Origin of the sequence: Paenibacillus sp. LS1 (assembly GCF_026013365.1) — a bacterium.
Lineage (GTDB): Bacteria > Bacillota > Bacilli > Paenibacillales > Paenibacillaceae > Paenibacillus.
In genome coordinates, this window is sequence record NZ_JAPDOE010000001.1 from 249,220 (window position 1) to 274,984 (window position 25,765).

At 44.2% G+C, this 25,765-nt stretch carries 17 protein-coding genes; 12 read left to right on the forward strand and 5 right to left on the reverse strand.

Annotated elements, in window-relative coordinates:
* Positions 1–14 precede the first annotated feature (14 nt).
* The 9 genes from cydD (at position 15) to OM416_RS01150 (ending at position 12,785) form a co-directional block, all read left to right on the forward strand.
* The gene (gene cydD, locus OM416_RS01110; protein ID WP_264926238.1) at positions 15–1,838 is read left to right on the forward strand and encodes a thiol reductant ABC exporter subunit CydD; all 1,824 of its coding nucleotides are present in this window, start codon (positions 15–17) and stop codon (positions 1,836–1,838) included.
* Positions 1,835–3,562, forward strand: coding sequence for a thiol reductant ABC exporter subunit CydC (cydC, locus tag OM416_RS01115; RefSeq protein ID WP_264926239.1), 1,728 nt, complete (start codon positions 1,835–1,837; stop codon positions 3,560–3,562). Before cydD ends, cydC begins: the two co-directional genes overlap by 4 nt.
* A 242-nt stretch (positions 3,563–3,804) precedes the next feature.
* A complete protein-coding gene (locus OM416_RS01120; RefSeq protein WP_264926240.1) occupies positions 3,805–4,500 on the forward strand; it encodes a response regulator transcription factor in 696 nt (231 codons plus the stop codon).
* Positions 4,497–5,750, forward strand: a complete 1,254-nt coding sequence (locus OM416_RS01125) for a sensor histidine kinase (RefSeq protein WP_264926241.1) — start codon at positions 4,497–4,499, stop codon at positions 5,748–5,750. The genes OM416_RS01120 and OM416_RS01125 overlap by 4 nt, the downstream gene beginning before the upstream one ends.
* A 105-nt stretch (positions 5,751–5,855) precedes the next feature.
* Entirely contained in the window at positions 5,856–6,545 is a 690-nt protein-coding gene (locus OM416_RS01130) for an ABC transporter ATP-binding protein (protein WP_264926242.1), read from the forward strand.
* The gene (locus OM416_RS01135) at positions 6,538–9,198 is read left to right on the forward strand and encodes an ABC transporter permease (protein ID WP_264926244.1); all 2,661 of its coding nucleotides are present in this window, start codon (positions 6,538–6,540) and stop codon (positions 9,196–9,198) included. Before OM416_RS01130 ends, OM416_RS01135 begins: the two co-directional genes overlap by 8 nt.
* A gap of 402 nt (positions 9,199–9,600) precedes the next feature.
* The gene (locus OM416_RS01140) at positions 9,601–11,010 is read left to right on the forward strand and encodes a DHA2 family efflux MFS transporter permease subunit (RefSeq protein ID WP_264926245.1); all 1,410 of its coding nucleotides are present in this window, start codon (positions 9,601–9,603) and stop codon (positions 11,008–11,010) included.
* A gap of 36 nt (positions 11,011–11,046) precedes the next feature.
* Positions 11,047–11,484 (forward strand): DUF1064 domain-containing protein, encoded by a 438-nt coding sequence (locus OM416_RS01145; RefSeq protein ID WP_264926246.1) that lies wholly within the window; start codon positions 11,047–11,049, stop codon positions 11,482–11,484.
* Between the two features lie 38 nt (positions 11,485–11,522).
* On the forward strand, positions 11,523–12,785 hold the full coding sequence (locus tag OM416_RS01150; protein ID WP_264926247.1) for an acyl-CoA dehydrogenase family protein: 1,263 nt from the start codon (positions 11,523–11,525) through the stop codon (positions 12,783–12,785).
* A gap of 88 nt (positions 12,786–12,873) precedes the next feature.
* Here the strand turns inward: OM416_RS01150 and OM416_RS01155 are convergent, their stop codons facing one another.
* Positions 12,874–13,149: a hypothetical protein gene (locus tag OM416_RS01155; protein ID WP_264926248.1), complete on the reverse strand. Its 276-nt coding sequence runs from the start codon at positions 13,147–13,149 to the stop codon at positions 12,874–12,876.
* A gap of 240 nt (positions 13,150–13,389) precedes the next feature.
* Here OM416_RS01155 and OM416_RS01160 point away from each other — a divergent pair, with 240 nt between their 5' ends.
* The 3 genes from OM416_RS01160 (at position 13,390) to OM416_RS01170 (ending at position 21,028) form a co-directional block, all read left to right on the forward strand.
* A complete protein-coding gene (locus OM416_RS01160) occupies positions 13,390–17,439 on the forward strand; it encodes a DUF2252 family protein (RefSeq protein WP_264926249.1) in 4,050 nt (1,349 codons plus the stop codon).
* 198 nt (positions 17,440–17,637) lie between these two features.
* Entirely contained in the window at positions 17,638–19,254 is a 1,617-nt protein-coding gene (locus OM416_RS01165; RefSeq protein ID WP_264926250.1) for a helix-turn-helix domain-containing protein, read from the forward strand.
* A gap of 28 nt (positions 19,255–19,282) precedes the next feature.
* Positions 19,283–21,028 (forward strand): sensor histidine kinase, encoded by a 1,746-nt coding sequence (locus OM416_RS01170; protein WP_264926251.1) that lies wholly within the window; start codon positions 19,283–19,285, stop codon positions 21,026–21,028.
* A gap of 39 nt (positions 21,029–21,067) precedes the next feature.
* Here the strand turns inward: OM416_RS01170 and OM416_RS01175 are convergent, their stop codons facing one another.
* The 4 genes from OM416_RS01175 to OM416_RS01190 form a co-directional block, all read right to left on the reverse strand.
* Positions 21,068–21,958: a carbohydrate ABC transporter permease gene (locus OM416_RS01175; protein ID WP_264926252.1), complete on the reverse strand. Its 891-nt coding sequence runs from the start codon at positions 21,956–21,958 to the stop codon at positions 21,068–21,070.
* Between the two features lie 18 nt (positions 21,959–21,976).
* Positions 21,977–22,867, reverse strand: a complete 891-nt coding sequence (locus OM416_RS01180; protein WP_264926253.1) for an ABC transporter permease — start codon at positions 22,865–22,867, stop codon at positions 21,977–21,979.
* 88 nt (positions 22,868–22,955) lie between these two features.
* Positions 22,956–24,557 (reverse strand): extracellular solute-binding protein, encoded by a 1,602-nt coding sequence (locus tag OM416_RS01185; RefSeq protein WP_264926254.1) that lies wholly within the window; start codon positions 24,555–24,557, stop codon positions 22,956–22,958.
* Between the two features lie 186 nt (positions 24,558–24,743).
* Positions 24,744–25,754, reverse strand: coding sequence for an alpha/beta fold hydrolase (locus OM416_RS01190; protein WP_264926255.1), 1,011 nt, complete (start codon positions 25,752–25,754; stop codon positions 24,744–24,746).
* Between the last annotated feature and the right edge of the window lie 11 nt (positions 25,755–25,765).

Below are 25,765 nucleotides of genomic sequence, written 5' to 3' on the forward strand. Positions count from 1 at the left end.
AGGAGGAGCGTTCAATGAAGAGGAGAGCCAAATCCAATCTGATCTCGCAGCAAATGTCTTTACAACGAAAAAACAGGCTTTTCCTTGCGATCATCTCGCTGGCGCTTGGTGTAGCTATTGTAAGTCAGGCCACATTGGTGGCTGAAGCAGTCCAGCGAATCTTTGTAGAGAAAGCTTCCTTTTCATCCGTGATCCTGTTGCTTGTTCTATTGCTGGCTGTTATGGCTGTACGCACACTGTTGACGTATGGCAATGGGAAAGTGGGCTTGCATATGGCAGCCCGTGCCAAGACGAATATGCGAGCAGCCGTTTTACAGAAACTGACGCAAGCCTCCATGCCTTCAACCCTTCGTGGACAGACGGGAGGAAAGGTCAGCGTTGCTTTGGATGCTGTGGATGAAGCCGACAGTTATTTCAGTCAGTACATGCCACGAATGATGGAAGCTGCGATGATCGCGATTCTGATTCTGGTTGTTACGTTTACGCAGCACGCCAACACAGGCTGGATTATGCTTTTTACGGCGCCATTTATTCCACTGTTTATGATTTTGGTGGGGCTCCAGACGAAGAACAAATCAGAAGAAAAATACGCGCAACTGGCCGAGTTCTCCGGTACGTTTCTGGATTCGCTTCAAGGGCTGGTTACGTTGAAAATATTCGGACGGGCGAAACGTCAGCAGCAGGAGATTGAACGCAGCAGTCTGGGTTATCGTGATGCCACCATGGGCATTTTGAAGATTGCATTTACAAATACATTTATGCTGGAATCGATCGTGATGTTAAGCATCGGTATCGTCGCGCTTGAACTGGCTATCCAGTTACTCGTTTTCAAATCGATGACCTTCCACACGGCCTTTCTCGTGTTGTTACTCGTGCCCGAGTTTTACAGTCTGTTGAAGAATACGGGAACGGCATTTCACAGCGGGCGAACTAGTATGGGGGCGATTCGTAAAGTGGAACAGATGCTTGCGGAAACCAATATCAAGAGCACACAAATGGAGCGGGAAGAAGGATCGGATCAAAGCGATATAACCGATGTCGATGCAACAGCACAGACGGAAGAGCTCCGTACAGCTCGTGCCGAGTTGATAACAATGCCCCCGACCATTGAACTGAACGATGTCCGATTCCAGTACACGCCTGATTCCTTTGGATTTGAGACAGGACAGATCTCGATTGGACCTGGAGAGCAGATCGCTATTGTAGGCAAAAGTGGCTCAGGTAAAACCACGCTGCTTCATCTCATAGCCGGTTTGCTGAAACCAGATTCGGGGGCGGTTCTGGTTAACGGAACAGAGATTTCGCAACATGATGAGGCTGCATGGTTCGAGCGTGTTAGCTACATTACACAGCATCCATATATTTTTGCAGGTACATTTGCCGAGAATATTGAGATTGGCGCGGGTCGAATCGTCTCCAGAGTTGAAATTGAGCAGGCAGCAGAGGAAGCAGGACTTTCTGGCGTTGTTGCACAATTGGAGCAGGGGTTGGATACATTTGTTGGTGAAGGTGGCCGGGGGTTATCTGGAGGGGAAAAGCAAAGACTTGCCTTGGCACGTGCTTTTCTGAAGAGACCAGCTGTCATTTTGTTCGATGAACCCACCGTGGGCTTGGATCTGCATACTGAGCGGGTACTGCAACAATCCATTGCGTCATTAGCCAAAACGGCAACGATGATTACGGTGGCACACCGTTTATATACGATTCAACATGCGGACAACATTTTGTTTATGGACAATGGGGTATTAGTGGATTCAGGTCATCATAACGAGCTTCTAGCACGTTTGCCGCAGTATGCAGAGATGGTGGATGTCCAACGGAAAGGAGGGTTAGCATGAATGAGCTGACGATCTTGTCAAAAGCGATGATTCAGGAGCGCAAGGATATCTTGCTTTCGATATTGGGCGGATTCATCGCCGGCATAGCAGGTGTAGCTCTCTTTTCCGCGAGCGGCTACATGATATCTCAAACGGTATTTGCGCCACCGTTGTACACCTTAATAGTACTCACCTCGATGGTTAAACTGCTCGGTTTCCTTCGGGCGGCAAGCCGCTACGGAGAACGGTTGTATTCCCACAGGGCGACATTCTCCATGCTGAGCCGTTTGCGGACGTCCTTTTTTGCCAAACTGATTCCCGTAACGCCGGGTATATTGAACAAAAATCGAAGCGGGGATCTGCTTGCGCGAATCGTAGGTGATGTCGAAAGCTTGCAGAATTACTTTTTGCGAGTCGCATATCCACCAATCATGGTCGTTATGGTGTTTTTGGCTACCATGCTGTTCACTTCGGCTTTTTCGATCTGGATTGCGTGCTTGTTAGTACTAGGCATGCTAATCACAGCATTTGTTGTACCAGGCATTGTCTTGTTAGGTCAGCGAAAAATACACGGACGTGTCCGCCAGCAACGAGCTTTGCTGTCCACGGAAGTAACCGAAGTGTTGTATGGTTTCCGTGATCTGAAAGTATACGGCCAATTGGAACAGCGTGAGCAGCAGCTCCAGCAGGCTTCCGCTGCATTGGCAATAGAACAGAAACAAGCGGCTTCGCACTTGCTGCGCGGGCAATCCATGCATGTTTTTGTAACGTATCTCGTTACATGGGGTGTGTTGGCACTGAGCGCTTTCTTAATTGTGAATGGAGCGTTTGCCGGTGTATTCCTAGCCATGCTGATCCTGGCTACGCAGACCGTGTTCGAAGAAGCTGCGGCAATGGCTATACTACCTTTGTATAAGCAGGATAGTGAACACGCCGCTCAACGACTGTCGGAAACGGTGCCGACCTCCGATGTGCAACCTGCACAGCCAAGCGGTGAAGTGTCAGCCGATCAGGCGGTTTCGATTGAACTATCCGGTGTTAGCTTTCAATATGAAGGGGAATGGAGACCGGCGCTGAGGGAGCTCTCCCTGCAACTTGTAGCAGGTTCCAAAACAGCGATTGTTGGCCCAAGCGGGTCAGGTAAGTCAACGATTATCGATCTGTTACTCAAGCTGCGTGCACCAACGTCTGGCGATATACGATTAAACGATGTTCCGGTGAAGGAACTGAATGAAGAGAGCATTTGGCAAAACGCGAATGTCGTGTTGCAGCAAAGTCATTTCTTCCGGGGAACCGTCCGGGATAACCTGCTGTTGAATGGAGAAGAGCATTCGGATGAACAACTGTCGGCTGTGCTGGATAAAGTGCAATTGCCGAACAAGTTGTTGACCGATATGGTGTATGAAAAAGGGGAGAACCTGTCGGATGGCGAGAAGCAGCGGTTAGCTCTGGCACGGGTCATGCTGCGTAAAGGACGATTATGGCTTCTGGACGAACCGACGTCTTCACTGGATTACGTCACAGAGCAACGTGTATTGCAGCATCTTCTGGCCCAGGCAGCCGAAGATACACTTCTCCTGATCTGCCATCGGCTGACGGGATTGGAAGAGATGGATCGGATTGTGGTCATGGACCAGGGCAAGATCGTGGAATCGGGTTCTTTCACCGAGCTGATCGAGCAAAAAGGTTATTTTTATGAAATGAAGCAAATTGAACGACAAATGATTGGAGATACAGGGGCGTAAAAATGTAAGATCAGTCCTGATCGTGGTGTCAGTAGTACTTCATAGCAGGCTAAAGAACAGTCACTGATGTTATCTGTTATCATCAGTAAATCGTTCTTTAGTCTTTTTGTCTATCCATTGAGATTAACCGTTAAGTAGGCAAACATTCACGTGTATGAACTCAAATGATGTATAATGACGCAGGAACTCTATGATCAACATGAAAATAATCTAAATTCAAATAGCATGAGCTGAGGTGTACGATGAATCGCTTATTACTCGTAGAAGATGATGAAAATCTGGTGTTTGGTATTCAATATACATTGTCCAGTGAAGGATATGAGGTCGTTGTGGCAGGTAGCTTGGAAGAAGCCAGGCAGGCACTGCAGGCAGAGTCGATCGATCTGATTTTGTTGGATGTCAATTTGCCTGATGGATCGGGATATCAACTGTGCAGTGAGATTCGGGTAACGTCGCAAGTGCCTATTATCTTTTTGACAGCTTTGGATGAGGAAGCAAATGTAGTCGCAGGACTTGATCTCGGAGCAGATGATTATGTAACCAAACCTGTTCGAACCAGAGAACTTATTTCACGCATGAAGGCCGTATTGCGACGCAATAACAAGGGAAAACAAGAAGTAAGACAATGGATATCCGACAACATTCAGGTGCGTATTTTAGAAGGAACGGTACTTAAAAACAACAGAGAGATTACACTGACGGCGCTTGAATATCGACTACTATTGTTGTTGATCTCTCACCCCAAGCAGATATGCAGCAGAAGTTCGATTCTGACTCATCTATGGGATCTCTCGGGCGACTTCATTGATGATAATACGCTCTCTGTTCATATCCGCAGGTTAAGAGAGAAAGTCGAAGATATTCCCGCAGCACCACAATATATCGTAACGGTTCGGGGGATCGGATATAAATGGAACGTGGAAGTTATAGGAAAATGAACATGATCGAAGTCCTGCGAAATCCAGAGTGGAAATCCATTGCCATTAAAGTACTTGCTCTGCAAGTTATTTTGTCGTTCGTGATGTTCTTTTACATGCAGCATCAAGTCAATAGCATCAATACAACCATTGTGAATCAGAATAGCGCCCTAATTGGGCATTTGTTAATGGAAGATCCCCAGTTGGAGAATGAGGTGATTCACTTCATTACTCGAGGTGCCCAGGCCGATGAACTTGCTGAGGGGCAACGTATCCTTGCCCAATACGGTTATCAGACGGGTATGTCTTTAGAAGATCAGCCGGCTCTTTCAGGACGAGCATTACCCTTGAAAATAGCGGCTCAAGTATTGTTGTTCCTGATCCCACTCATGGTATTGCTTCTGTGGGAGTATCGTAAATTTTTCATGAAAATCAGAACTATTTCTCATGCAGCAGAGCAGGTTGTGGAACAGCAATTCGATAAAAAACTGCCTGAGACGGAGGAAGGAGACTTCGGCTCACTTGGCCGGAGCTTCAATGCGATGGCTGGAAGACTAACCAACAGCCTGGAGCAACTCCAACAGGAAAAAACCTTTCTGCGCAATCTGTTATCCGACATTTCCCACCAGCTCAAGACACCTCTGGCTTCTCTGATTGTGTTCAATGAGAATCTGCTGAATGAACCCGGGATGAAAGAAGAAATGAGAATAACGTTTCTGGAACGAAGTCGGCAACAGCTTGATCGAATGGAATGGCTCATCATCAGCCTGCTGAAGCTGGCACGGGTCGAAGCAGGTGCAGTCGGATTTCGAAAAGAACGGATCGAGCTAAGGGAGATGGTGGAGAGCGCTGTCTATTCACTTCGGACGGTAGCAGACCAGAAACGGCAGACGATCACCATCCTCGGCAGTGAGAATGCGTTTGTGCAAGCAGATGAAGAATGGCTCAAGGAAGCTGTTATAAATTTGATTAAAAATGCACTGGAACACACCCCAGCAGAGGGAGAGGTTCAAATCCATTTGGAAGAAAACGCACTGTTTGATACGATCGTTATTCAAGACAACGGCGAAGGCATTCATCCCGATGATATGCCTCACATTTTCAAGCGATTCTATAAAGGCAAGAATCATAACAAGCCCAACAGTATAGGCATTGGTTTGGCTTTGACCAAATCGATCATTGAGGAACAGCATGGGATCATCACGGTGGAGAGCGCGCTCCGAGAAGGGACTACATTCAGAATTTCATTTTTCAAAAAAGAGTGGACTTAAGAAGAAGCTTACGAAAATGTAAGCTTCTTCTTCACTTCAACGTAAGGTTCCACACCTATACTAACAATCAAGCAATGTTAATCACACAACTGGAGGTATAATAAGGTGGAAATTTTGAAGACCAATCATTTATCTAAAATATACGGAAGTGATGAGGCAAGGGTGGAAGCGTTGAGAGAGGTTAATCTGTCCGTCAATCAAGGAGAATTCGTTGCAATAGTTGGGGCCAGTGGTTCTGGCAAAAGTTCATTGTTGCATCTGCTCGGGGGAGTCGATCAACCGACAAGTGGTCAAGTCCTCATTGATGGTGTGGACCTGTATTCTCAAAGTGAAAATGAACTCGCGGTGTTCAGAAGACGCAAAATCGGTTTTATTTTTCAATCGTACAATCTGATCCCGGTTCTAACTGCGGAAGAAAATATCAAATTGCCAATGCTACTTGAGAACAAACATGTGGACGAGGGTTATCTTGAGGAATTATTAAGCGTGTTGGGACTCAGCGATCGAAGGCAGCACCTTCCGTCCCAATTATCAGGTGGGCAACAGCAGCGAACTGCAATTGGACGCGCATTGATCAATAAACCATCGATTATTTTGGCTGACGAACCAACAGGCAATCTGGATAGCAAGAACAGTAAAGAAATCGTAGATCTGCTTACCTACTCCGTCAGAAAGTATAATCAAACCTTGATTATGATCACACATGATCTGAATGTAGCCCAGAGAGCGGACCGTGTTGTAAATATAAAAGATGGCACACTCTTGCAGCAAACTGGGGTGAGAGATCGTGAATAAGTATACTAGTCTTACCCAAAAATATTTGCTAGGGCAGAAAAAAAGATCATTACTAACGATCGTCGGCATTATTTTGTCCGTGACACTACTTACAGCTATCGGAACCATTGGCCTCAGTTTCAGAGACAAGGTGGTTCGGCAAACCGTTCAAGAGTACGGGGATTACCATGTTTCTTTTAACGGATTACCCGGAGAAGCCGTCTCAAAAGTCGTCAATAACTCTTCCGTAGAAAGTGCTGGGATCATCAGCAGAGAAGGATATTCAGTCATCAGCAAAACAAGTGAGAAAGAAAAGCAGGAAAATCCGTTTGCTGCACCGTATCGATATTTGAATCTCAAAGGGTATGATGCCGATGCGATGAACAAGCTCCAGGTTCATTTGGATTCGGGCAGACTGCCCAAAAATTCGCATGAAGTTATTCTTTCGACCTGGAGTCTGGATAGTTTTGCGACCAAACCGAAACTTGGTGATTCACTAACCCTAAGTCTTGGCGAGCGAACTGTCGCATCAACCGGGGAGATCAAACCCATCAATGGCCTGGGTGATTTTGGCTGGGATCTGGATGAAGATTTCCGTCCCCAAAAGGAGAGAGAATTCACCGTTGTGGGATTTATGAAGCCAGCTGCTAATGCTTCGTGGTCTTCCAGCTTCATCTTACCAGCCATCACGTATGAAGATAATGTAAAAATCGATGTGGACAAAAACTATTTTATCTTTGTCAAAATGAAATCGATGAATCAGATTCAGGCGAAAACGGAAGCGATGATATCTTCATTGAAGCTAGACGAAGTGGATCAAGGCTCTGCTATAGCGTTGGATAAGGATATTCAATATAAAAATATTCGAGTCGAATATAATAATGAATTACTTAAGCTGTATGGCAAAAGCACCTATGAAGGTGTAAACCATAGTTTGTTATATGCATTCGCAGCAATCATCATTATTATTATGGGTTGTACGAGTGCGGTGATATATAATACGTTTCATATTTCTGTCTTGGAGCGGATCTCCCAATTCGGAATGCTGCGGTGCATTGGGGCTACCCCAACACAAATACGTAAATTAGTTCTCAAAGAGGCGACAATACTCAGTCTGATTGCCATTCCTGTTGGATTATTGACGGGAACTGTCTTTATGAAGCTTCTGTTCTACAACATCAGCTTTTTGGCGTTGGGATTTCTGAATGATATGCAAATGGTCATCTCCCTGCCAATCCTGATCATAGCTGGTGTACTGGGATTATTGACTGTTTATATATCTGCTATCGGACCTGCGAGATTGGCAGCCAAAGTATCGCCACTTGAGGCGGTGTATAGTTCGGGAAGCACGAAGGTGGAGATCGTAACATCTGTCCGAAACTCAAAGCTGCTGGGAAAACTATTGGGTATTGAAGGACAGTTTGCTAGTCGAAACATCAGACGCAACAAAAAGCGGTTCCGCATCACTGCTTTTTCCATAGTGGTCAGCATGATTCTATATATTGTCTTTAGCGGACTGGCTGGTTTGCTGGGGCAGACATCACAATCAGATATCGATTATTCCTATTCGGTTCTATATGGAGGATCTTCCCAACGGATCGATGATTCTGTATATGCTGACATTATTAAGCTTGATGCAGTAGAACATGCCTATCCGTTTTACATTAATCAAGTGATGGTTACCGTTCCGAAAGAAAAAGTTAATCCCAAGTACTATGAACTCCGTCCGGGAATGTATTCTGTTGAAGAAGGAAAGGGATATCGCACAGATAACAATTACCTCGAATCCTACGGAAATAACGGACTGGATGCTCTGAAATCCAGACTAACGGCTGGTACGATCGACCAAGAGCAGATGGACCGGGAAAATGGCGTTATCGTCAATCAGAAATTAAGAATGACAACCGAGGAAGGCAGACAGATCATTATTAATCAAACCCAATTCAAGGTTGGGGATCACATCAAAGTACGTGCCTTGGACTCGGATGGGAAGGGTCAAGGATTCACAACACTGACGGTAACTGGAATTACTGATCAAGGCTTGTTGTCGAGCAGCTATAATGAGAGTGCTGTTATTGAATTTATAACGACGCCGAAAGTCGTAGAGAAGGTTACAGGTAACGATAAGTACTCCAGAATTTTTATTCTTGCCAAAACTGATATTTCCAACAAACCGATCACGGACTATCTCAAATCCCTGACCCAAAAAGATGCCGGTTACAGCTATACAGATAAGGTACAGCAACTTGCCCAAGCCAAAAACGATGCGACAACCGCCAAGATCTTTTTATATGGATTTATCGGTGTCATTGTCCTGATTGCGTTCCTGAATATACTAAACACCGTCAGCACCAATCTCATTTTACGAACCAAAGAATTTGCGGTGCTCAAAGCTATTGGAATGACACAGCGCAATGTAAGGAAAATGATCTTGTTGGAAGGCATTTTATACGGCCTGTACTCTGCGCTATACGGTACTGTACTCGGAATAACACTGAGCTATGGGATACATTATCTCTTCAAAGGTGCTTTTGATATAGCTTGGACGATCCCATGGGTCAGCATGGTTCTCGCTTGTGCAGGTGCCATAGCAACAACTCTGATTGCCACAGTTTGGCCAATGTATCGATTAAATCAAACGAGTATTGTGGAGGCTTTGAGAAAGGAAACTTAGAGACGTCGGGTAACTATAAAACAAATTATTGCTTGAAAAGTCGCATAGATTGCGGCTTTTTTTTGTTTTAGAGAATCTAAAAAAATAAATGGGGTTGACTTTTCTTTTGGTTGAGGGGGGTACTTGACATGCGTGTGGTATGATCAAAAAGTTGAAAGTTCTCCACAACAGATTTGGAGAGAGAATGAGATAAGTATGCAAGAGGAGGTTTTACATATGCACGTAACACAATGCGCTGCCTGTTATCGCGGTTCTGGTCAACGTTCTTTCTAATAGAGGTTTTAGCACTGCGCAGGTTCTGCAATGCAGTGAAAATTAGGAAGACACAGAGGAGTGAAGGTTTTGCAAACAGGTACTATTTCAGAAGAGCAAAAAGTTTCAAATGTTAAGGTGTTACCCATTATGTTTGCATTAATGCTTGCCGGGATCATTGGTACATTTAATGAAACGGCAATTAATATTGCGATTAGCGATTTAATTAATCAGTTTACGATCACGGAATCCACAGTCCAATGGTTAACGAGTGGTTATTTACTCACACTGGGAGTCTTAGTTCCACTTTCAGGATTGTTAATTCAGTGGTTTACAACGCGGCAACTGTTCCTGACATCAGTCATCATTTCCATCGTAGGATCAGCGATTGGAGCGATGGCAGGAAGTTTCGAAATATTGCTATTCGGTAGAATACTTCAAGCGGCTGGCGCAGCCTTGCTCTTCCCATTGATGTTTAATACTGCACTCATTATATTCCCAGCTGAGAAACGAGGGAAAGCGATGGGGCTAGTTACTCTTGTGTTCACAGCAGGACCAGCTTTGGGTCCAACCATCTCAGGTCTATTGATTGATAATTTGAGCTGGCACTGGATATTCTGGGTATCGTTAATGACGCTGGTGATTGCTTTAGTAGTAGGCGTTACATTTATAAAAAATGTAGCACCCATAACTAAACCACGTATTGATATTTACTCATTGGTTTTGTCAACCATTGGTTTTGGCGGATTGGTTTACGGTATTAGTACTGCTGGAGAGGGTGATCATGGCTGGGGTAACCCTGTAGTTATTGTATCTCTGATCGCCGGGGTTATCGCATTGATCCTTTTTGTCATTCGCCAACTGAACATGAAAGAACCCCTTATGAACTTGAGAACTTTACAGAATCCGATGTTTGCTATCGGTACCTTGCTGGTATTCATCTGTATGATGGTTGATCTGGCCGCTATGTTTATTCTTCCCATGTTTATGATTCGTGTTCTTGAATTAAGTGCTCTGGCAGCTGGGCTTATCCTTCTTCCAGGCAGTATTGTTTCTGCTGTACTGTCTCCCGTTGTAGGGTCACTCTTTGACAAATTCGGGCCTAAGTTTTTGGTCGTTCCTGGTCTAATCTTAACTGCGGCCACCCTATGGTTCTATTCTGATATTACGGTTGCATCCTCAATCGCTTTGATCGTTGTATTGCATACCTGTCTGATGGTTGGAATTATTATGGTGTGGATGCCTGCCCAGACGAATGGTCTGAACCAGCTACCTGCTGAGATGTACCCGGATGGTACGGCGATTATGAATACGCTGCAGCAAATTGCAGGAGCAATCGGGATTGCAATGGCAGTGAGTGTCATGACAACGGGAACTGCAGACTTTATGAGGAATGTCGCTGATCCTTCAAATCCAGCTAATGCAACATTGGCATTGACTGCAGGTATGCAGAACGCATTATTATTTGCAATGTTTGTGGCTCTGGCAGGTCTTGTGCTGGGCGTATTTGTTAGACGAGTGAATGTGCAGAAGTGGTCAGGGGACTCCGATTGGTCATAATGCTTCTCAAGAAGAAAATGAGGTGAGCCTATGCATATGTCTGAAGCCGATCTCATGGAACTCCTTACATCGAACCCGCATGTGAAAATTCGAGAACCAGATCCGCGGTTAGTGAAACCTCGGGAACCTTTAGTTGCTCAACGTCCAACCTTTGATAGCCAAGCGGAGGAACGCTTCTATAATAAGCGGGTTGTTCCTTTGATTATTGCGGGTTACCTTCATAAGCTAGAGCTTCATAAAACATTTGAGATCATGGAAGCTGTAGAACACTGTGGCAAGAAGTACAGAAAACGTGTCTATACCCCTGACTTCTATATGGAACTCAAAGACGGTTCTGTTGAAATCGTCGAGGTGAAAGGACGGATGATCAAAAAAATGCAACGTGATTATCCTCTTCGTCGTCAGCTGTTTATTTTAAAGTACTGTCTTCCGAATAACTGGAAATTTATTGAGGTACATGATGATGAGATATAGCAAGGATGGATAACCCGATACAGAGGAGAGTGTTTGGAATGTCAAACCTAAATACAGTCATTTCACTTGCCGAGGAAGAGCAACAACTTCTCCAGCATGCTACGGAATTAGTTCCATTTTTAAAGGAATACGGTACGAAAATTGATAAAAACATGCACATACCGGAAGAAGTTATCGAAAAGCTTTCAAGTGCAGGACTCTTTAAACTTAGAACACCGAAGAAATATGGTGGCTTTGGAGTTAGTGTACGAGCAATGATTGAGATTGTCTCTGAAGTGGCGAAAGGCAATGGTTCCGTTGGATGGGTGATTCAAAATATAAACGGAAATAATTATAGTGCATCACAGCTACTTCCCTCAAATGTGGTGAGTAAAATCTTCAATCAAGTCAACGAAGTAAGATTTTGCTCGGTACTTCAAGCCAGCAAAACAGTGGTGAGGAAAGTTGAGGGAGGTTATCTGGTTGAGTATGGTCGTTGGGCCTTTGGTTCCGGGTCTAAGCATGCAACACATGCATTGTTGAATTTAAAGGATGCGATTGGAATGCAGCAAGATACCAAAATGCAGCTTGCTGTTGTTCCAATGGATGAAATTAAAATTATTGATGATTGGCACACGATGAGTCTAAAAGGATCAGCAAGTAACAGTTTGGAAATGAATAATGTTTTTATTTCCGATGAGTTTGTCGCTTATGAGGATGCAGAGCAAGTTGATGAAAGCATGCTGCAGCATCTAAAAGGCGAAGACCGATTCAAACCTTATTTATTTTTGATAACAAGTCTCACCACTGGGATTAGCACAATTCTGGGACTTGCAAGAGGAGCGTTGGAACACTTTGTTGAAAAGGCACCCCTTAAGGGAATAGCCATGACAATCCACAAATCCCAGGCAGACATTGGACATATCCAGTACAAGGTAGGACTAGCCGCCATGAAGATTGAATCTGCTCATCTTCATATCCATCGATCCGTTGAAATTCTAGAAACTTATGAAAAGAATCATGAGCTCCTGGATCAACAAAACTTCGTACGAGTTCAAACGGATATTGGATATGCGGCCATGTTATGTTGGGAAGCCGTTGAAATGTTAGTGGTCGAAAGCGGCGGAAGTGTAATTCTGGATTCGAACCGATTATCCCAAATATTCCGTGATATTCGTGGTGGGGCTAATCATGCGTTTACCACAGCTTCTACTTGCATGGAACTCTACGGAAGAGTGCTTCTGGGGCTGGAACCACAGCATATTGTAACGCTAAGCAGTGCACATGTAATCAAAAACACGTTAAAACAGGTGCACGTATAAAATACTGACAATGTCACGTCACTAAGAGCCACTGATCTGAATAATCAGATCAGTGGCTCTATATCGTCATACAACAAGACATTTACCTTTAGATAACAGCAGATGATTCAGACGCTTTATTTTTCTTGGCAAGTGGTTTTTTCCTCAAAGTTCGATCATACAGATAGGGTTTTCCGTGATACTCCCAAGCATTCTTTTGTTTCTGCTTTTTATGTATATCCACCTTTATTTCCAGATTGGCAACGTTGCTCTGGAATTCAGTAGCAATTCGTTTGCACCATTTCAGTCCACTTTCTTCAGATGCACTGAAATGAACGCGTAAGAGATATCCGTTCACCGTTAATTCAAACTTGTATAAATTCATGATATGTATCCTTTCCAGGTAGGGAATTCTATACTGTACAACATTCGATAATCTAATTATAACAGGAACATACGTTCTGTAAAAGTGATATTTACGTTAGGGAGTGAATTTTAAATATACTCAACACAAATATAATAAGTACATATATTATATTTAATACTCATTTGATTTTTCTTTACTCCCGCTTAATACATGCTTGTTATACTAACTCGTATTTGAATATGAGAGGGGTAAGACAGCATGAGAATTTATGGACAGCGCTGGTTAGCAATTATTCTTGTCATGGTCATGATTGTTCAGTCGGCATGGTCATTTGTAGGAATCCAAATTGCTGGAGCAGCTTCGTATGAAACTGGACATCTGGCAAAAAACGTAGTAATCAGTCAATTTTACGGTGGTAAAAAAGACGATGTGGAGGATACCTACAGTAATGACTTCGTCGAGTTACATAATCCCACAGGAGAAGCGATTTCTCTGACGGGCTGGTCCATTCAGTATGCAGACAGTCAGAAGAGCAAGTGGAAAAAGGTTGATCTGGGGACAGTGAACCATTCCATCCCTGCCTATGGTTATTATCTCATTAGTCTTGACAGTAATGGAGCAGTCGGAGCTGCGCTTCCGCAAGCTGACGAGCAATCTTCCGCCATCAAACTGAGCAATAAAAGTGGCAAAATTGTTCTTCTGAGAACAGATTCGACTTTAACGGCAATGGACCCCACGACAGATCCCCTGAATGCAGACATAGTGGACTTCGTTGGTTATGGTGCAGATGCCTATTGGGGAACTCCGGCTTCTGAAAGTGGCAAGCAAAGTACAATGCAACGTTTGGTCTTCGATCCTTTAAACCCAGATCAACCTGCTAACGCTGCTTTATTCCCGGATCGCGGTAACAACTGGGATACGCGTGACAATGGCAGAGACTTCGAGAAAGTAAAAGGAGCACCGGTTCGTAACTCTGGAAATACGGCAGCTTACGTTATTCTTGAACAGGAACAAACGATTCAAATGCAGTCCGAATCCATGGTAAGCAATGAGGATAACAAAGTTATGCTGACTGCTGTTGGAGGAAAATTGAAACAGGGTCCATGGTCTTCGAGTGAGTTTAACGTGCTCGGCCTGCCTAACGGAATATTTGCTGAGGCAGCTGCGAATGGAGATCAGATTCAATTGACTTTCAATGGGGATGGGACGGGTCGTGTTCTTGCTGAGTCCGAGTTATTCTTCGAGATTCATCCCGAGGCGTGGAACCAAATCAACAAACCATCTTCTACGTTAAACGTTTATCAAGGCAGCCATCGCGTTACAATAGCAAAATTCACGCCTGATCATCAGATTGTGGCATCACCCGATTCGAACTCTGCTTTCATTCACATGACAGGTTCACATGACCTTAGTACGAATGTTCGAATTGAACTAAGTCAAGGCCTTCCAATCGATGGCATCCTTGCACCTGAAGCTTATACGTTAACAGGACTTCCATCCGGAAACTGGGAACTGGCTGCGGTAGGTGAATCTGCTGATCGCTCCGTTACCATCTCTATCGAAGGCAGATCAGATACTCCAGTGTCTGAACAAATGAAGCTTAATATTGTTCTGAATCAAGAGGCAATACAGGACGGTAATGAATGGCTCGCTTCAGAGGCAATGGAGCTGACACTTGGTCGGTACATTAAGCCGGTTCTTACGGATACAGCACGAAAAGATTGGGTCGAGAAAAGTATAATTGCGGACAATACTTTCTTTAATGATCCAGTTACCAAAGAGTACAAATATGGAACTGAAGGCCTGGCCGCGAATGAGTACACTTTTTTAAGAGGCACAAATGCTTTGTTCAAAGCTGATCTTGCTTCAGGTCTAATAACTTCCCCTGCTGAAGTTATTAAGGATTGGGCGAACAAAGACATTCTGACCTACACTGAAGGTGATGCTCACATTCAAAACGTGGGTACATTCAATGACAGCACCAAGCAGATGGTGTTCGGTCTGAATGATTTTGATACCGCTGGGATTGGAAGTTTTTATGAAGAGCTCCTTCGCTTCGTTACAAGCGTGTACATTCTTCCGTATGATAAAGACAGCTCAGGTATTCAACATCTGCAAACGTCTGATTACCGTGATGTATCAAGGGTCTTTTTGGAGACATACAAAGATACACTCGTGGATATCCAAAATAATAAGGGTCTGAAAGGTACCAAATTGACAGCCAGTAATGTAACAGATTATACGAAAGCAGTCATGAATAGCGTTTCGAAGAAATCATATGAAGAAGCACTTGAAAAATTACTCGGAAAGCGTGCGCTGAATGGCAAGCTTAACATTGCAGGTAACCCCGATAAATTCGAAAAAGCTACTGAAGCGGAATTAAGTGCGTTGCAATCAGGATGGGAAGCATATAAAGCAGAAGTAAGACACCATTTTCCAAACCTCACAGATGAGCAGTTCGAGGATTACTTTACCATGAAGGATGCCGTACGACGTATTAATCAGGGTGTAGGCAGTATTGGCGTCAAACGGTTCAACGTTCTGATCGAAGGTCCGAGCGACAATCACACAGATGACATTTTACTGGATGTGAAAGAGCAGACCCCGGACGCTTCTGAATCCAAGAATGCCTACCTGAACATGGGTGTTGACGTTGATACCTATCTGGGCACGTTGGTTGCAGCTCAGCGTTCATACCTGATTCGTGAAGTTTCGCCTTTCAAAGGAGACTATACGGACAAGACTTTCCAGAGTAAAGAAGAGCTGCAGCAATACTTGATCGACGCTGCCAAATCATACGCATATGCGAGCTCACGTTTGGATTCGATATCCGATACGTTGAACTATGCTTACGAAGATCGTTTCGTGTCGGATATCATTCCGAGCTGGGATGCACTCGTGCCAGCAATCCTGAACGCAGCTGAGGATTATTCGCAACAGATCGTAACCGATTTTAATCTTGTGAAAGAAGATATGCGATCAGGTAAGTTAATTGATGTAGCCACACTAGATAATTTAACTGTTAGCCAAGGCACGATGCAACCATCCTTTAATCCTGAAACTACACAATACCGTGTTACGGTTGATGCGAACACAGAGAGCATTGATATCACAGCGAAATCCACAGATGCCAAGGCAGCATTAACGGCAAAAGGAAGTTCGTATGCTAACGCTCACTCCCAGACGTTCGCTTTGTCTTCAGGACAAAATCAAATCCCGTTTGTCGTGACTGCACGAAACGGATTAACTCGTAGCTATAATCTGACCGTATTACGTGGTGCGTTAACGCAACCCACGCCTTCGAATCCATCAGGCGGTGGCGGCTCAGCCGGTTCAAGTGGTACGAATGGAAACAGTGGAACACCATCTAATACTAATCAGGTAATACCTGCCGGTGGCGGAGAATTCGCATTCCAAGGAGTCACCCTACGGGTACCGAACGGTGCACTACAGGCGAGCACTACAATGGACATCACCAAAGTTCCAGATGCAGCATCATTGCTTACAGGAACACCATATCAATTGTTGGGAGATGTATTCCAAGCCAATTCTAAGATGTTTCTTACACCGGTGACAGTAACCTTACCTTTCGACCAAACCAAAGTTTCACCAAATCAGGAAATCCGTTTGTACGGTTATAATGAAGCAAACAAACAATGGGAACCGTTTAATGAGGTTAAAGTAGATCGGGAGAAAGGGACCATATCTGGATCAACGAGCTATCTGGGAACATTTGCGATACTCTTATCAGCCGGACACGGCATATCCTTACCTGAAACTTCGCTAACGTTCAGCGATATCCAAACACATTGGGGAGCTGCCAATATTTTTGAATTGGTGTCGCTCGGGGTCATTAATGGGTATCCCGATCAGTCGTTTAGACCTGACCGCAACGTTTCCCGAGCTGAGTTGATCAGCTTGATTGTTAAGGCTTTGAAGCTAGAGACTTCGGCAGAATCAGACTTCACCGATACAGATGCTCATTGGGCTCATGATGCTATTACCACAGCACATGCACTTGGGATAGCAAACGGCTATAGTGATAATCGTTTTGGACCGAATGAATGGGTTACGCGAGAAGAAATGGCTACCTTTGTCGTGCGAGCTGCGCAATGGGAAATCAGTAATACATCGATCAGTTTCACAGACGCCTCGCTTGTATCCAATTGGGCTCAACCAGCGATTTCCAAAGCCATTGCTGAAGGTATATTAAACGGATATACAGACGGTAGCTTCAAGCCTAAGGACAAAACAACGCGTGCTGAGGCAGCTGCAATGATCCTTCGTCTGATTAAGCTTCAACCATAACGAAACTCTAGAATGATATTAACAAACAAAGGCTATTTCAGGATGTAAAGATCCTACGAAATAGCCTTTTGTTATTTATTGATCCATGAGGAATATATTTTTTTGAAGATCCTCAACTCAAGAAGGTTCGCTAGACACCTTTGCAACGGATCGTTTAATGGTAAAATATCTAAAAATGGTTCATGTTGGGGGATGCGCATGTATAAACTGATGATCGTTGATGATGAATTGCTCATGCGGGTTGGAATTCGTTCCATGCTGAATTGGGAAGAGTACAACTTCTATGTTGTTGGTGAGGCTGGAAATGGAAAAGAGGCATTGAACCTTGCGCTTGAAGTGATGCCTGATCTAATTATTACGGATATCAAGATGCCGATTATGGATGGGCTGCAGCTTATACAAGAGGCTTCGTATGTACTGAAAACCTGTAAGTATGTCATTCTGAGTAACTTTGACGAATTTCATTATGTAAAAAAGGCACTAAAACTTGGCGCTTCAGACTACTTGATTAAAAGCGAGATTACAGAAACTGCCCTTATCGATCTTCTGAGTACCGTTGGACAGAAGCTACAAAGCGAACATGTTCATCCAACCTACACATCTTCTAGGGCACATGATTATTCCAACAGCCTAAGACATCTAAAGGACACCTTCTTCCAAGATATTGTAAGCGGATTCATAAGTGAAAAGGATATTGTCACTAAAGCGGAAGAACTGCATTTTCGTATACGATCGGACCAGTTGGTCGTCATCAAGTTCGTCGTGAACTATTACGAGGATGCGAAGAGGAAATATATTGAAAAGGGGGAGAAGCTACTCTGGTTTTCGATGCTTAATATTATGGAAGAGATCATTCCATCGAAATGGGAGAAAGAGATTTTCGTTGAAAGTTCTTCTGAATATTGGCTTATCGTTAATGTACTTCCAGAGAGCCAATCTGTACACGCCGACTTGAATAAACTATGTAATAAATTGCTGTCTTCAATCAAGGATTTTATGAATCTATCACTCACGGCTGGTGTGAGTAGAATGACTTCCGGTTTACCTCACATTAAAATGGCCTGCCAAGAGGCAGAAATGGCTCTACAACAGGGTTTCTTCACAGGGAGCAACCAAGTGTTGTATTACGGTGATATGGTTCAATCCCCCGATAGAAATGAAGTAAAAAGAGCTCTGAGCCCGCAACAAGAAAGAGATTTTATGAAGTTGTGGGTAAGTAAAGACATCCAAAAGGCGAAGGAGTTCCTTGAAGGAATTCGTTCGGACCTGGAAGCGCAGCAGGCGGATGAGAATAGCATTCGCAAGCAATATATCATGGTAATGGAAACGATACACTCCCATCTATCCCGAGCTACGGAAAGAGGTGCGCCTTCTTTAACAGAGAAATCGCCATATGAAACTGTTCTGAAGGGTGAGTACTGGGAGGATATCCACCAGGATATGCTTGCTCACATTACGCATTACTTTAAAACCGATTCCCAAACGAAGCAGGAAAGTACCTATACAGACCTCGCCATTGCATTAATCGACAAGTATTATGCCGAGGATATTTCGCTGCAAAGTATCGCTAGCCAAATCAGTGTTAATCCGTCGTATCTCAGCCGATTGTTTAAGCAGGAAAAAGGAGAGAACTTTATCACGTACTTGACACGAGTTCGGATTGAACATGCCAAGGCGTATCTATTGAGTAGAGGAATGAGAGTGTACGAAATCGCAGAAAAAGTGGGCTACCATAATTACACGTACTTCAGTAAGATTTTCAAAAAATCGGTAGGTGTCACTCCAGAGGAATATCGAGAACGACAGCAGGCATGAATGTAACCGGTGAATAGAGGTGCAGCATATGAAGCTTGTCCAGCCCTTCCAAATCAAGCACAAAATTATGGTGATCTGTATGACAGTCATTATCCTTCCTGTATTGGTAATGACAATCAATTCGTACTACTCGTCAGAGCGGTTATTGGCACAGAACTATACAACGTTGCTAAGTGATCTGGCCAAACAGACGAATATTCGTATCGACGAGTTCCTCAAGGAGATTGAGAAAATCACGCTGTTAGCCAGCAATGGCCTTAGCAACAATCTATCTGCGACCCATGAAGGAAGTTTTCCGATCCAGGATTTTCTACGGGAGGGTAACGAACAAAATGAGATTGCCGCATACAATATTCTGATGAATTATATCATGATGAAGGACCGTGTATTCTCCATTTACCTCTACAATATGAACGGGGGACAGGATCTGTTCGTCAGTCCACACCAGCCCATTGACCCAGACTTCAAAGTGGCGAACGAATTGTGGTTCAAAAAGTTCATGCACGATAATGATCGAACCATTACGCTCACAACACGAATCGATGAGCAATTGGAGAATAAAATACTGGGAGTGTCACATGCTCGCAAAATTCATGATGTGGCTAGTGGTGAACTGCTTGGCGTGATCGTTGTGAGCATTGATATCAAATTCATCGAAATCGTCAATCGAAACTTACAGGAAGGGCTACGTTCCAGATTCATGATCGTTGATGAGAATGACAAGATTGTATATAACGTAAACGACCGATTAATTGGTACACTGTTCCGTGACAACGTTCGTCCGCCTGAAGCATTAAATGTCGTAGTGACCAGTCCCCTTAGTCAGCAAAAATGGACAACGTACCTATATATGCCCTTGGATGAGCTGACTGCTGATGGCAAAATATTGGGCCGTAATCTGGTGACACTCGCCATTGTCATTGTTCTTTTTGCTGCGGTTATATCCATCTTTCTATCTCATGTCATTACAACTCCGATTAAGAAGTTGCTCCGAAATATCGCTTTGGTCGAGAAAGGTCAATTTGAACAAGTTGAACCTATTGCCTCCAGAGATGAGATTGGACATTTATCCATTCGATTCAACAGAATGTCGCATGAATTGAAGCGGATGGTCGAACGGATGCAGCAGGAAGAGATAGAGAAAGCCAAGGCCGAGATGCGTGCGCTCCATGACCAGATCAAGCCTCATTTTCTATATAACACACTGGGGTCGGTGAAATGGATTGCCTCGATGCAACAGGCTGACAAAATCGTGGAAATGACCGATGCACTAATCTCGATGCTTCGTTATGCAACCAAATCCGATGGAACCCTCGTAACCATTCGTGAAGAACTCGATAATATAGCGAATTACGTAACGATTCAGAATGTCAGGTACTATGATTGTATTCAAATGAGATATGAGGTTGAGGATCGAATGCTGGATTATCGCATGCCCAAAATGATTCTACAGCCCATTGTGGAGAATGCGATATTTCATGGACTCGCCGAACTCGAAGAAGACGGAATCATTACCATTCGGATTCAACCACAGCAGGATGAAGTTGTGATCCAAGTCTGCGATAATGGCGTCGGTATGGATCATCATACGATGCAGAATTTAATGGAAGAGAAGTCCGGTGCAGGTACGGGAACGAATGGCATTGGATTGCATAATGTGCAGCGGCGGATTCAACTTCATTTTGGTAAACCCTATGGAATACAGGTGGAGAGTAAAATAGGTGAAGGTACCATTTTCTCGATTCTGCTGCCGGCCATCTCAGAGTTTAGATAGAACAAAAGGGCTCGCAGGTTGAACTGCAAGCCCTTTGTTTCACCCTTTGACGCTACCTAGCACCAAACCCTTGGTAAAGTATTTCTGTAAGAACGGATACACGAGTAAAATCGGAATGGCACCCAAGAACATTTGAGCGGCACGCCCCGTTCTGGCGTTCATCATGGATAACAGTTGCGTATAATCTGATCCAGATTTCAGCATGATTTGCTCAAAACTCTGCAAGAGGGTCTGGAGGTAGCTTTGTAATGGATAATTGGCTGGATTGTTCATATAGATAATACCATCGAACCATGAATTCCAGTGGGCGACGATACTGAACAAACCGACTGTTGCGAGAGCGGGCTTGAGGAGTGGGAGTAGAATACGAAGCAATACCTGTACAGGCCCAGCACCATCGATAATTGCTGATTCTTCAATTTCCTCGGGCAAACCCCTTATGAAATTCATGAGAATAATCATGCTGAATATGGGGAGAGCCCCAGGCAGGATCAGAGACCATATGGAATCGATCAGTCCCATTTTGACGACAACGAGATAGGTTGGAATTAGTCCTCCACTGAATAACATGGTTATTATGAAAAATCCCATATAGATATTACGTCCCATTAATTTTTGTTTTGACTTGGAGAGGGGATAAGCCGTGAGCACGATCAGAACCAGATTCACCAACGTTCCGAGAACGGTTCGCTGGATGGCAACCCAGAGGGAGGAGAAGAAGGACCCTCCAGTTAACGCAAATTCATAGGCCTTTGTTGTGAATTCCACAGGCCAGAACGTAACACTCCCCGCAGATACAGCTGCGCTGCTACTGAATGAAACAGCAAGCAGGTTGATAAACGGCAGGATACAGAGTAGAGAGATCAGAAGCAATATGGTGTAGTTTAGGATAAGAAACAAACGCCTACTCATACTTTTATCATAGATCATAGTGTTAGTTCCTCCTTCTTAGAAGATGCGATAGCCAGCTACCCTGTAGGCCAGGATGTACGATACGGCAACCAGAACACTGGAAATGATGGATTTGAATAATCCAACAGCGGTACCGATTGAATACTGTGCCTGCTGAATTCCCAGACGGTAGACATAGGTATCAATAATATCACCGGTCTGATAGACAACAGGGGAGTAGAGATTATAGATTTGGTCAAAGCCAGCATTGAGTACGTTTCCAAGTGAAAGCACGGTCATTAAAACAATGGTTGGCATGAGGAGAGGCAATGTAATGTAGATGGTCTGCTTCCACCGTTTCGCTCCGTCGATCACAGCGGCCTCGTAAAGTCCCGGGTCAATACTGGTCAAGGCTGCTAAATAAACAACTGTGCCAAAGCCGAAGCCTTTCCATATATCACTCACGATCATCGTCCAAGGAAAAATAGAGGGTGTGCCAAGAAAGGAGATCGGTGCAATCCCGAAAACGCCTAGAAATGTATTGATAATGCCTTCGGAGCTAAGGATATCCAGCATGATGCCGGCCATAATGACCCAGGAGAGGAAGTTCGGAATGTAGACAAGTGTTTGGAATGTACGTTTAATTCCACTGTGTAGTACCTCGTTAAGCAGTAATGCGAAAATAACGGGCACGATTATACCACCGATAATCTTGAAGACAGACATGTATAGTGTATTCCAGATCGTTCTTACGAAGTTTGGCTGATTAAAGATGTGGTTAAAATTATCCCATCCTACCCATGGCGAGTTGAACCCGAGGCCCGGATTGTATTTCTGAAACGCAATAATAAGTCCGTAGAAAGGGATGTAACTAAAGATGAAGACCAGAACCAGGCTTGGGATCAACATGAGATGGTAAGCACGCTGTTGCTTCCATTTGCTCAGCATTCGTATTCCTCCGTTCTTGGTGCGATATATTGTAACCGCTACCAAGAAGAGACGAGAACATTAGCATCCCTTCTTGGCAACAGACTTATTATTTTCCGTATGCCTCATTGACTGCCTGGGTTGCGTCATCGCCTCCGGCTGCACGCCAATTCTGGACAATGACATCGAAATAATCGATACTTTCGCTACCCATAATAATCTTGGTGAAGCCTTCGGTCAGGATATCATCCAAGGTTGTGCCGTAGCTTGATAGGATTTCTGGCGTAACACCCCATAGGGCCGTCTTGGTGTAGTTCTCGCTGTCCAGTACTTTCTTGGCAAGACCATACGCATTCTTTGGAGCACCTTGTTGCAAATAGTCGCCGACTGCTCCTGGTGTAGCATTCTCCATAAATTCCACACTGTTGTTATATTTTTGCCACATTCCCGAAGTCGTGAGTGCACTGGTATCCTTCGATTGAAGGGCAGCGGAGACCGCCTCAAATTGCTCGTAATCGGAATCCGGATTAAGTACACGGAATGCTCCAACAACATGGGCAATATCGTTGTCCAGCAAGGCGGATAGTGTTTCTGTAGATTCCTTGCCATTGCCTTCATCAACGATATAAGCATAGTCGTTCAAAATTTTGATCACTTCTTCAGGGCTTTTGAATCCCTTTTTCATAACGATATAATTGTTGTTGGCGAAGAAGATGGATTGTTTGGCTTCTTTCCCATCGACGGAAGGGATGATATATGGGTAGAAGATGGCGTCCTTACCCAGATTGGATACCGTATCGACACCCGGGTTATAACCCCACCACTGGTAATAAGGCTGCATGCCCACTTTGCCGGCTACAATGTCCGCGTTCATCGCATTAAAGTCTTTGATTGCAAATTCCGGATCAATGATGCCCCGCTTGTACCATTCTGACCACTCAGCCAGCGCATTCTTCATCTCAGGCTGTACGGAACCGTACACGAGTGCTCCACTATTATCCTCCATCCACATATCCGGATGCGCATTCCATGCAATAGCGAGCAGGTTGAGGTAATCTAACGATTGGTCTACCGCTATACCATAACCACCGTGCTTTTCCATAAATTTTAGTGCGATATTCTTGATGTCTTCCACAGACTTCGGATCCTGGACTCCCAGTTCTTCTTTCCAGTCGTTCCGGATCCAGATGAAGTCTGGTTGTTCAATTAATCCCCAGTGCATCTGTGGTATGCCGTACAGCTTACTGTCCTTCTTTCCAGATTCGTAACTGTCTGCATCTGCTTCCATATAACCTTTGAGACGATCTGAAGCGTGTTGATTAAAGACCTCGGAAAGGTCCATGACCATGTCTGCTTCGACCAACTGTCTGAGTTGTGATGGATTCACTCTGAATACGTCAGGAAGATCGTTCGAGGCGATAGCCAAATTCAGTTTTGTATCGTACTCATCGCTGACCCAGTCTGTTTTGACATCGATATTAAACTTCTCTTTGTAGCGCTTAATCCACACATTGTTTGTGATGTCGTCTCCTTTTGGATATTTCGCAGAAGTGTATTCTGACGTCACGGTGTGGATCGTTGTCGTTCCAGCCTCGTTGGAATCCGTGTCCGTCGTTGAACCTTTATCAGTACCGCTTCCATTGCTACAGGCTGCGAGTAATAAGGTTGACATGCACACAGACAAGACTAAGGCTTTTGTTTTCTTGATCATTTCTTTTCCCCCTTATCAGTCATATTTCAATAACGCTTTCTTGAAAATATTCTAAACGAGAAAGGGGGAACGGGATATAAAGGTTATTGACGAGAACCGGTATCTTTTTTTACTTTTGAGTTGTAGCGCAGAAAAGATAAATGAGCTTTGTGCACTTTTTTTACTTTGTACTCCTTCTTTTTTTACTCACGTCTCCAAAAATTGCTTTAGATGACGATCGATAACGAGTGAATCCTCTTCGTTAGCTCCGATGCCAAAGCAGTGTCCCCACTTGGACTCTATGGGTTGATACACAGCGTTCGGCATATGTTGAACATCATACGAACTATCTTCTGGTGTGAAGAACAAGTCACTTGATCCTGGCATAACGAGTGCAGGAGAAGTGATCTTGCTTAACGCCTGTTCGAAGTTGCCGTCATCTACGGGATTATCGCTAATGTCTCCATATATTCCTGTACGTAACATGGTAATCAGGTCATTGGCATCGAAGGTTAAAAACACCTGGTCCCAGTAATCTTCCACATAAGATTTCAAGGTATCGTAACCTTCGGTTTGATACAATTTCTCCAAATAATACGCCTGCGAAAACCCCCATGGAGCATAAGCTCTTCCCATTGCTGCGAGACCGGCAACTGGAGGACGCTCATATCTACCATTTTTAAAATTCGAATCTGCCTGTAACGCCGCGATCATTGCTTCGAATACCAACTGTGTATGGGGTCTACTCTTTGCCGTTCCGCCAAAGGGGGCAATACGCTCGACCATCTCAGGATAACTGGTTCCCCATTGATAAACCTGCATGGCTCCCAGAGACCAGCCCACAACAAGTTTGATTTTGGAGATACCGAATTTTTGAGTGATGAGTTGATGTTGGGCACGCACATTGTCATACATGGAGATGAGAGGGAAGTTGTTCTTATCATATGGGGCAGGGGTATTACTTGGAGAGGAGGATAATCCGTTACCCAACATATTGGGCACAACGATAAAATAACGACTGGGGTCCAGTGCTTTGTCCATTCCAATTAACCATTCATTATCTGTGTGAAGTCCAGCAAACCACGTTGGAACGACAATTACATTGTCCTTTGTGGCATTTAAGTTTCCATAGGTCTTGTAAGCGATAAAGGCTTGAGGCAGCTGTTGCCCCGATTGAAGTAGTGTATCTCCAAGGTTATAGGTTTCATAATCGTTCATGGATAGATCCT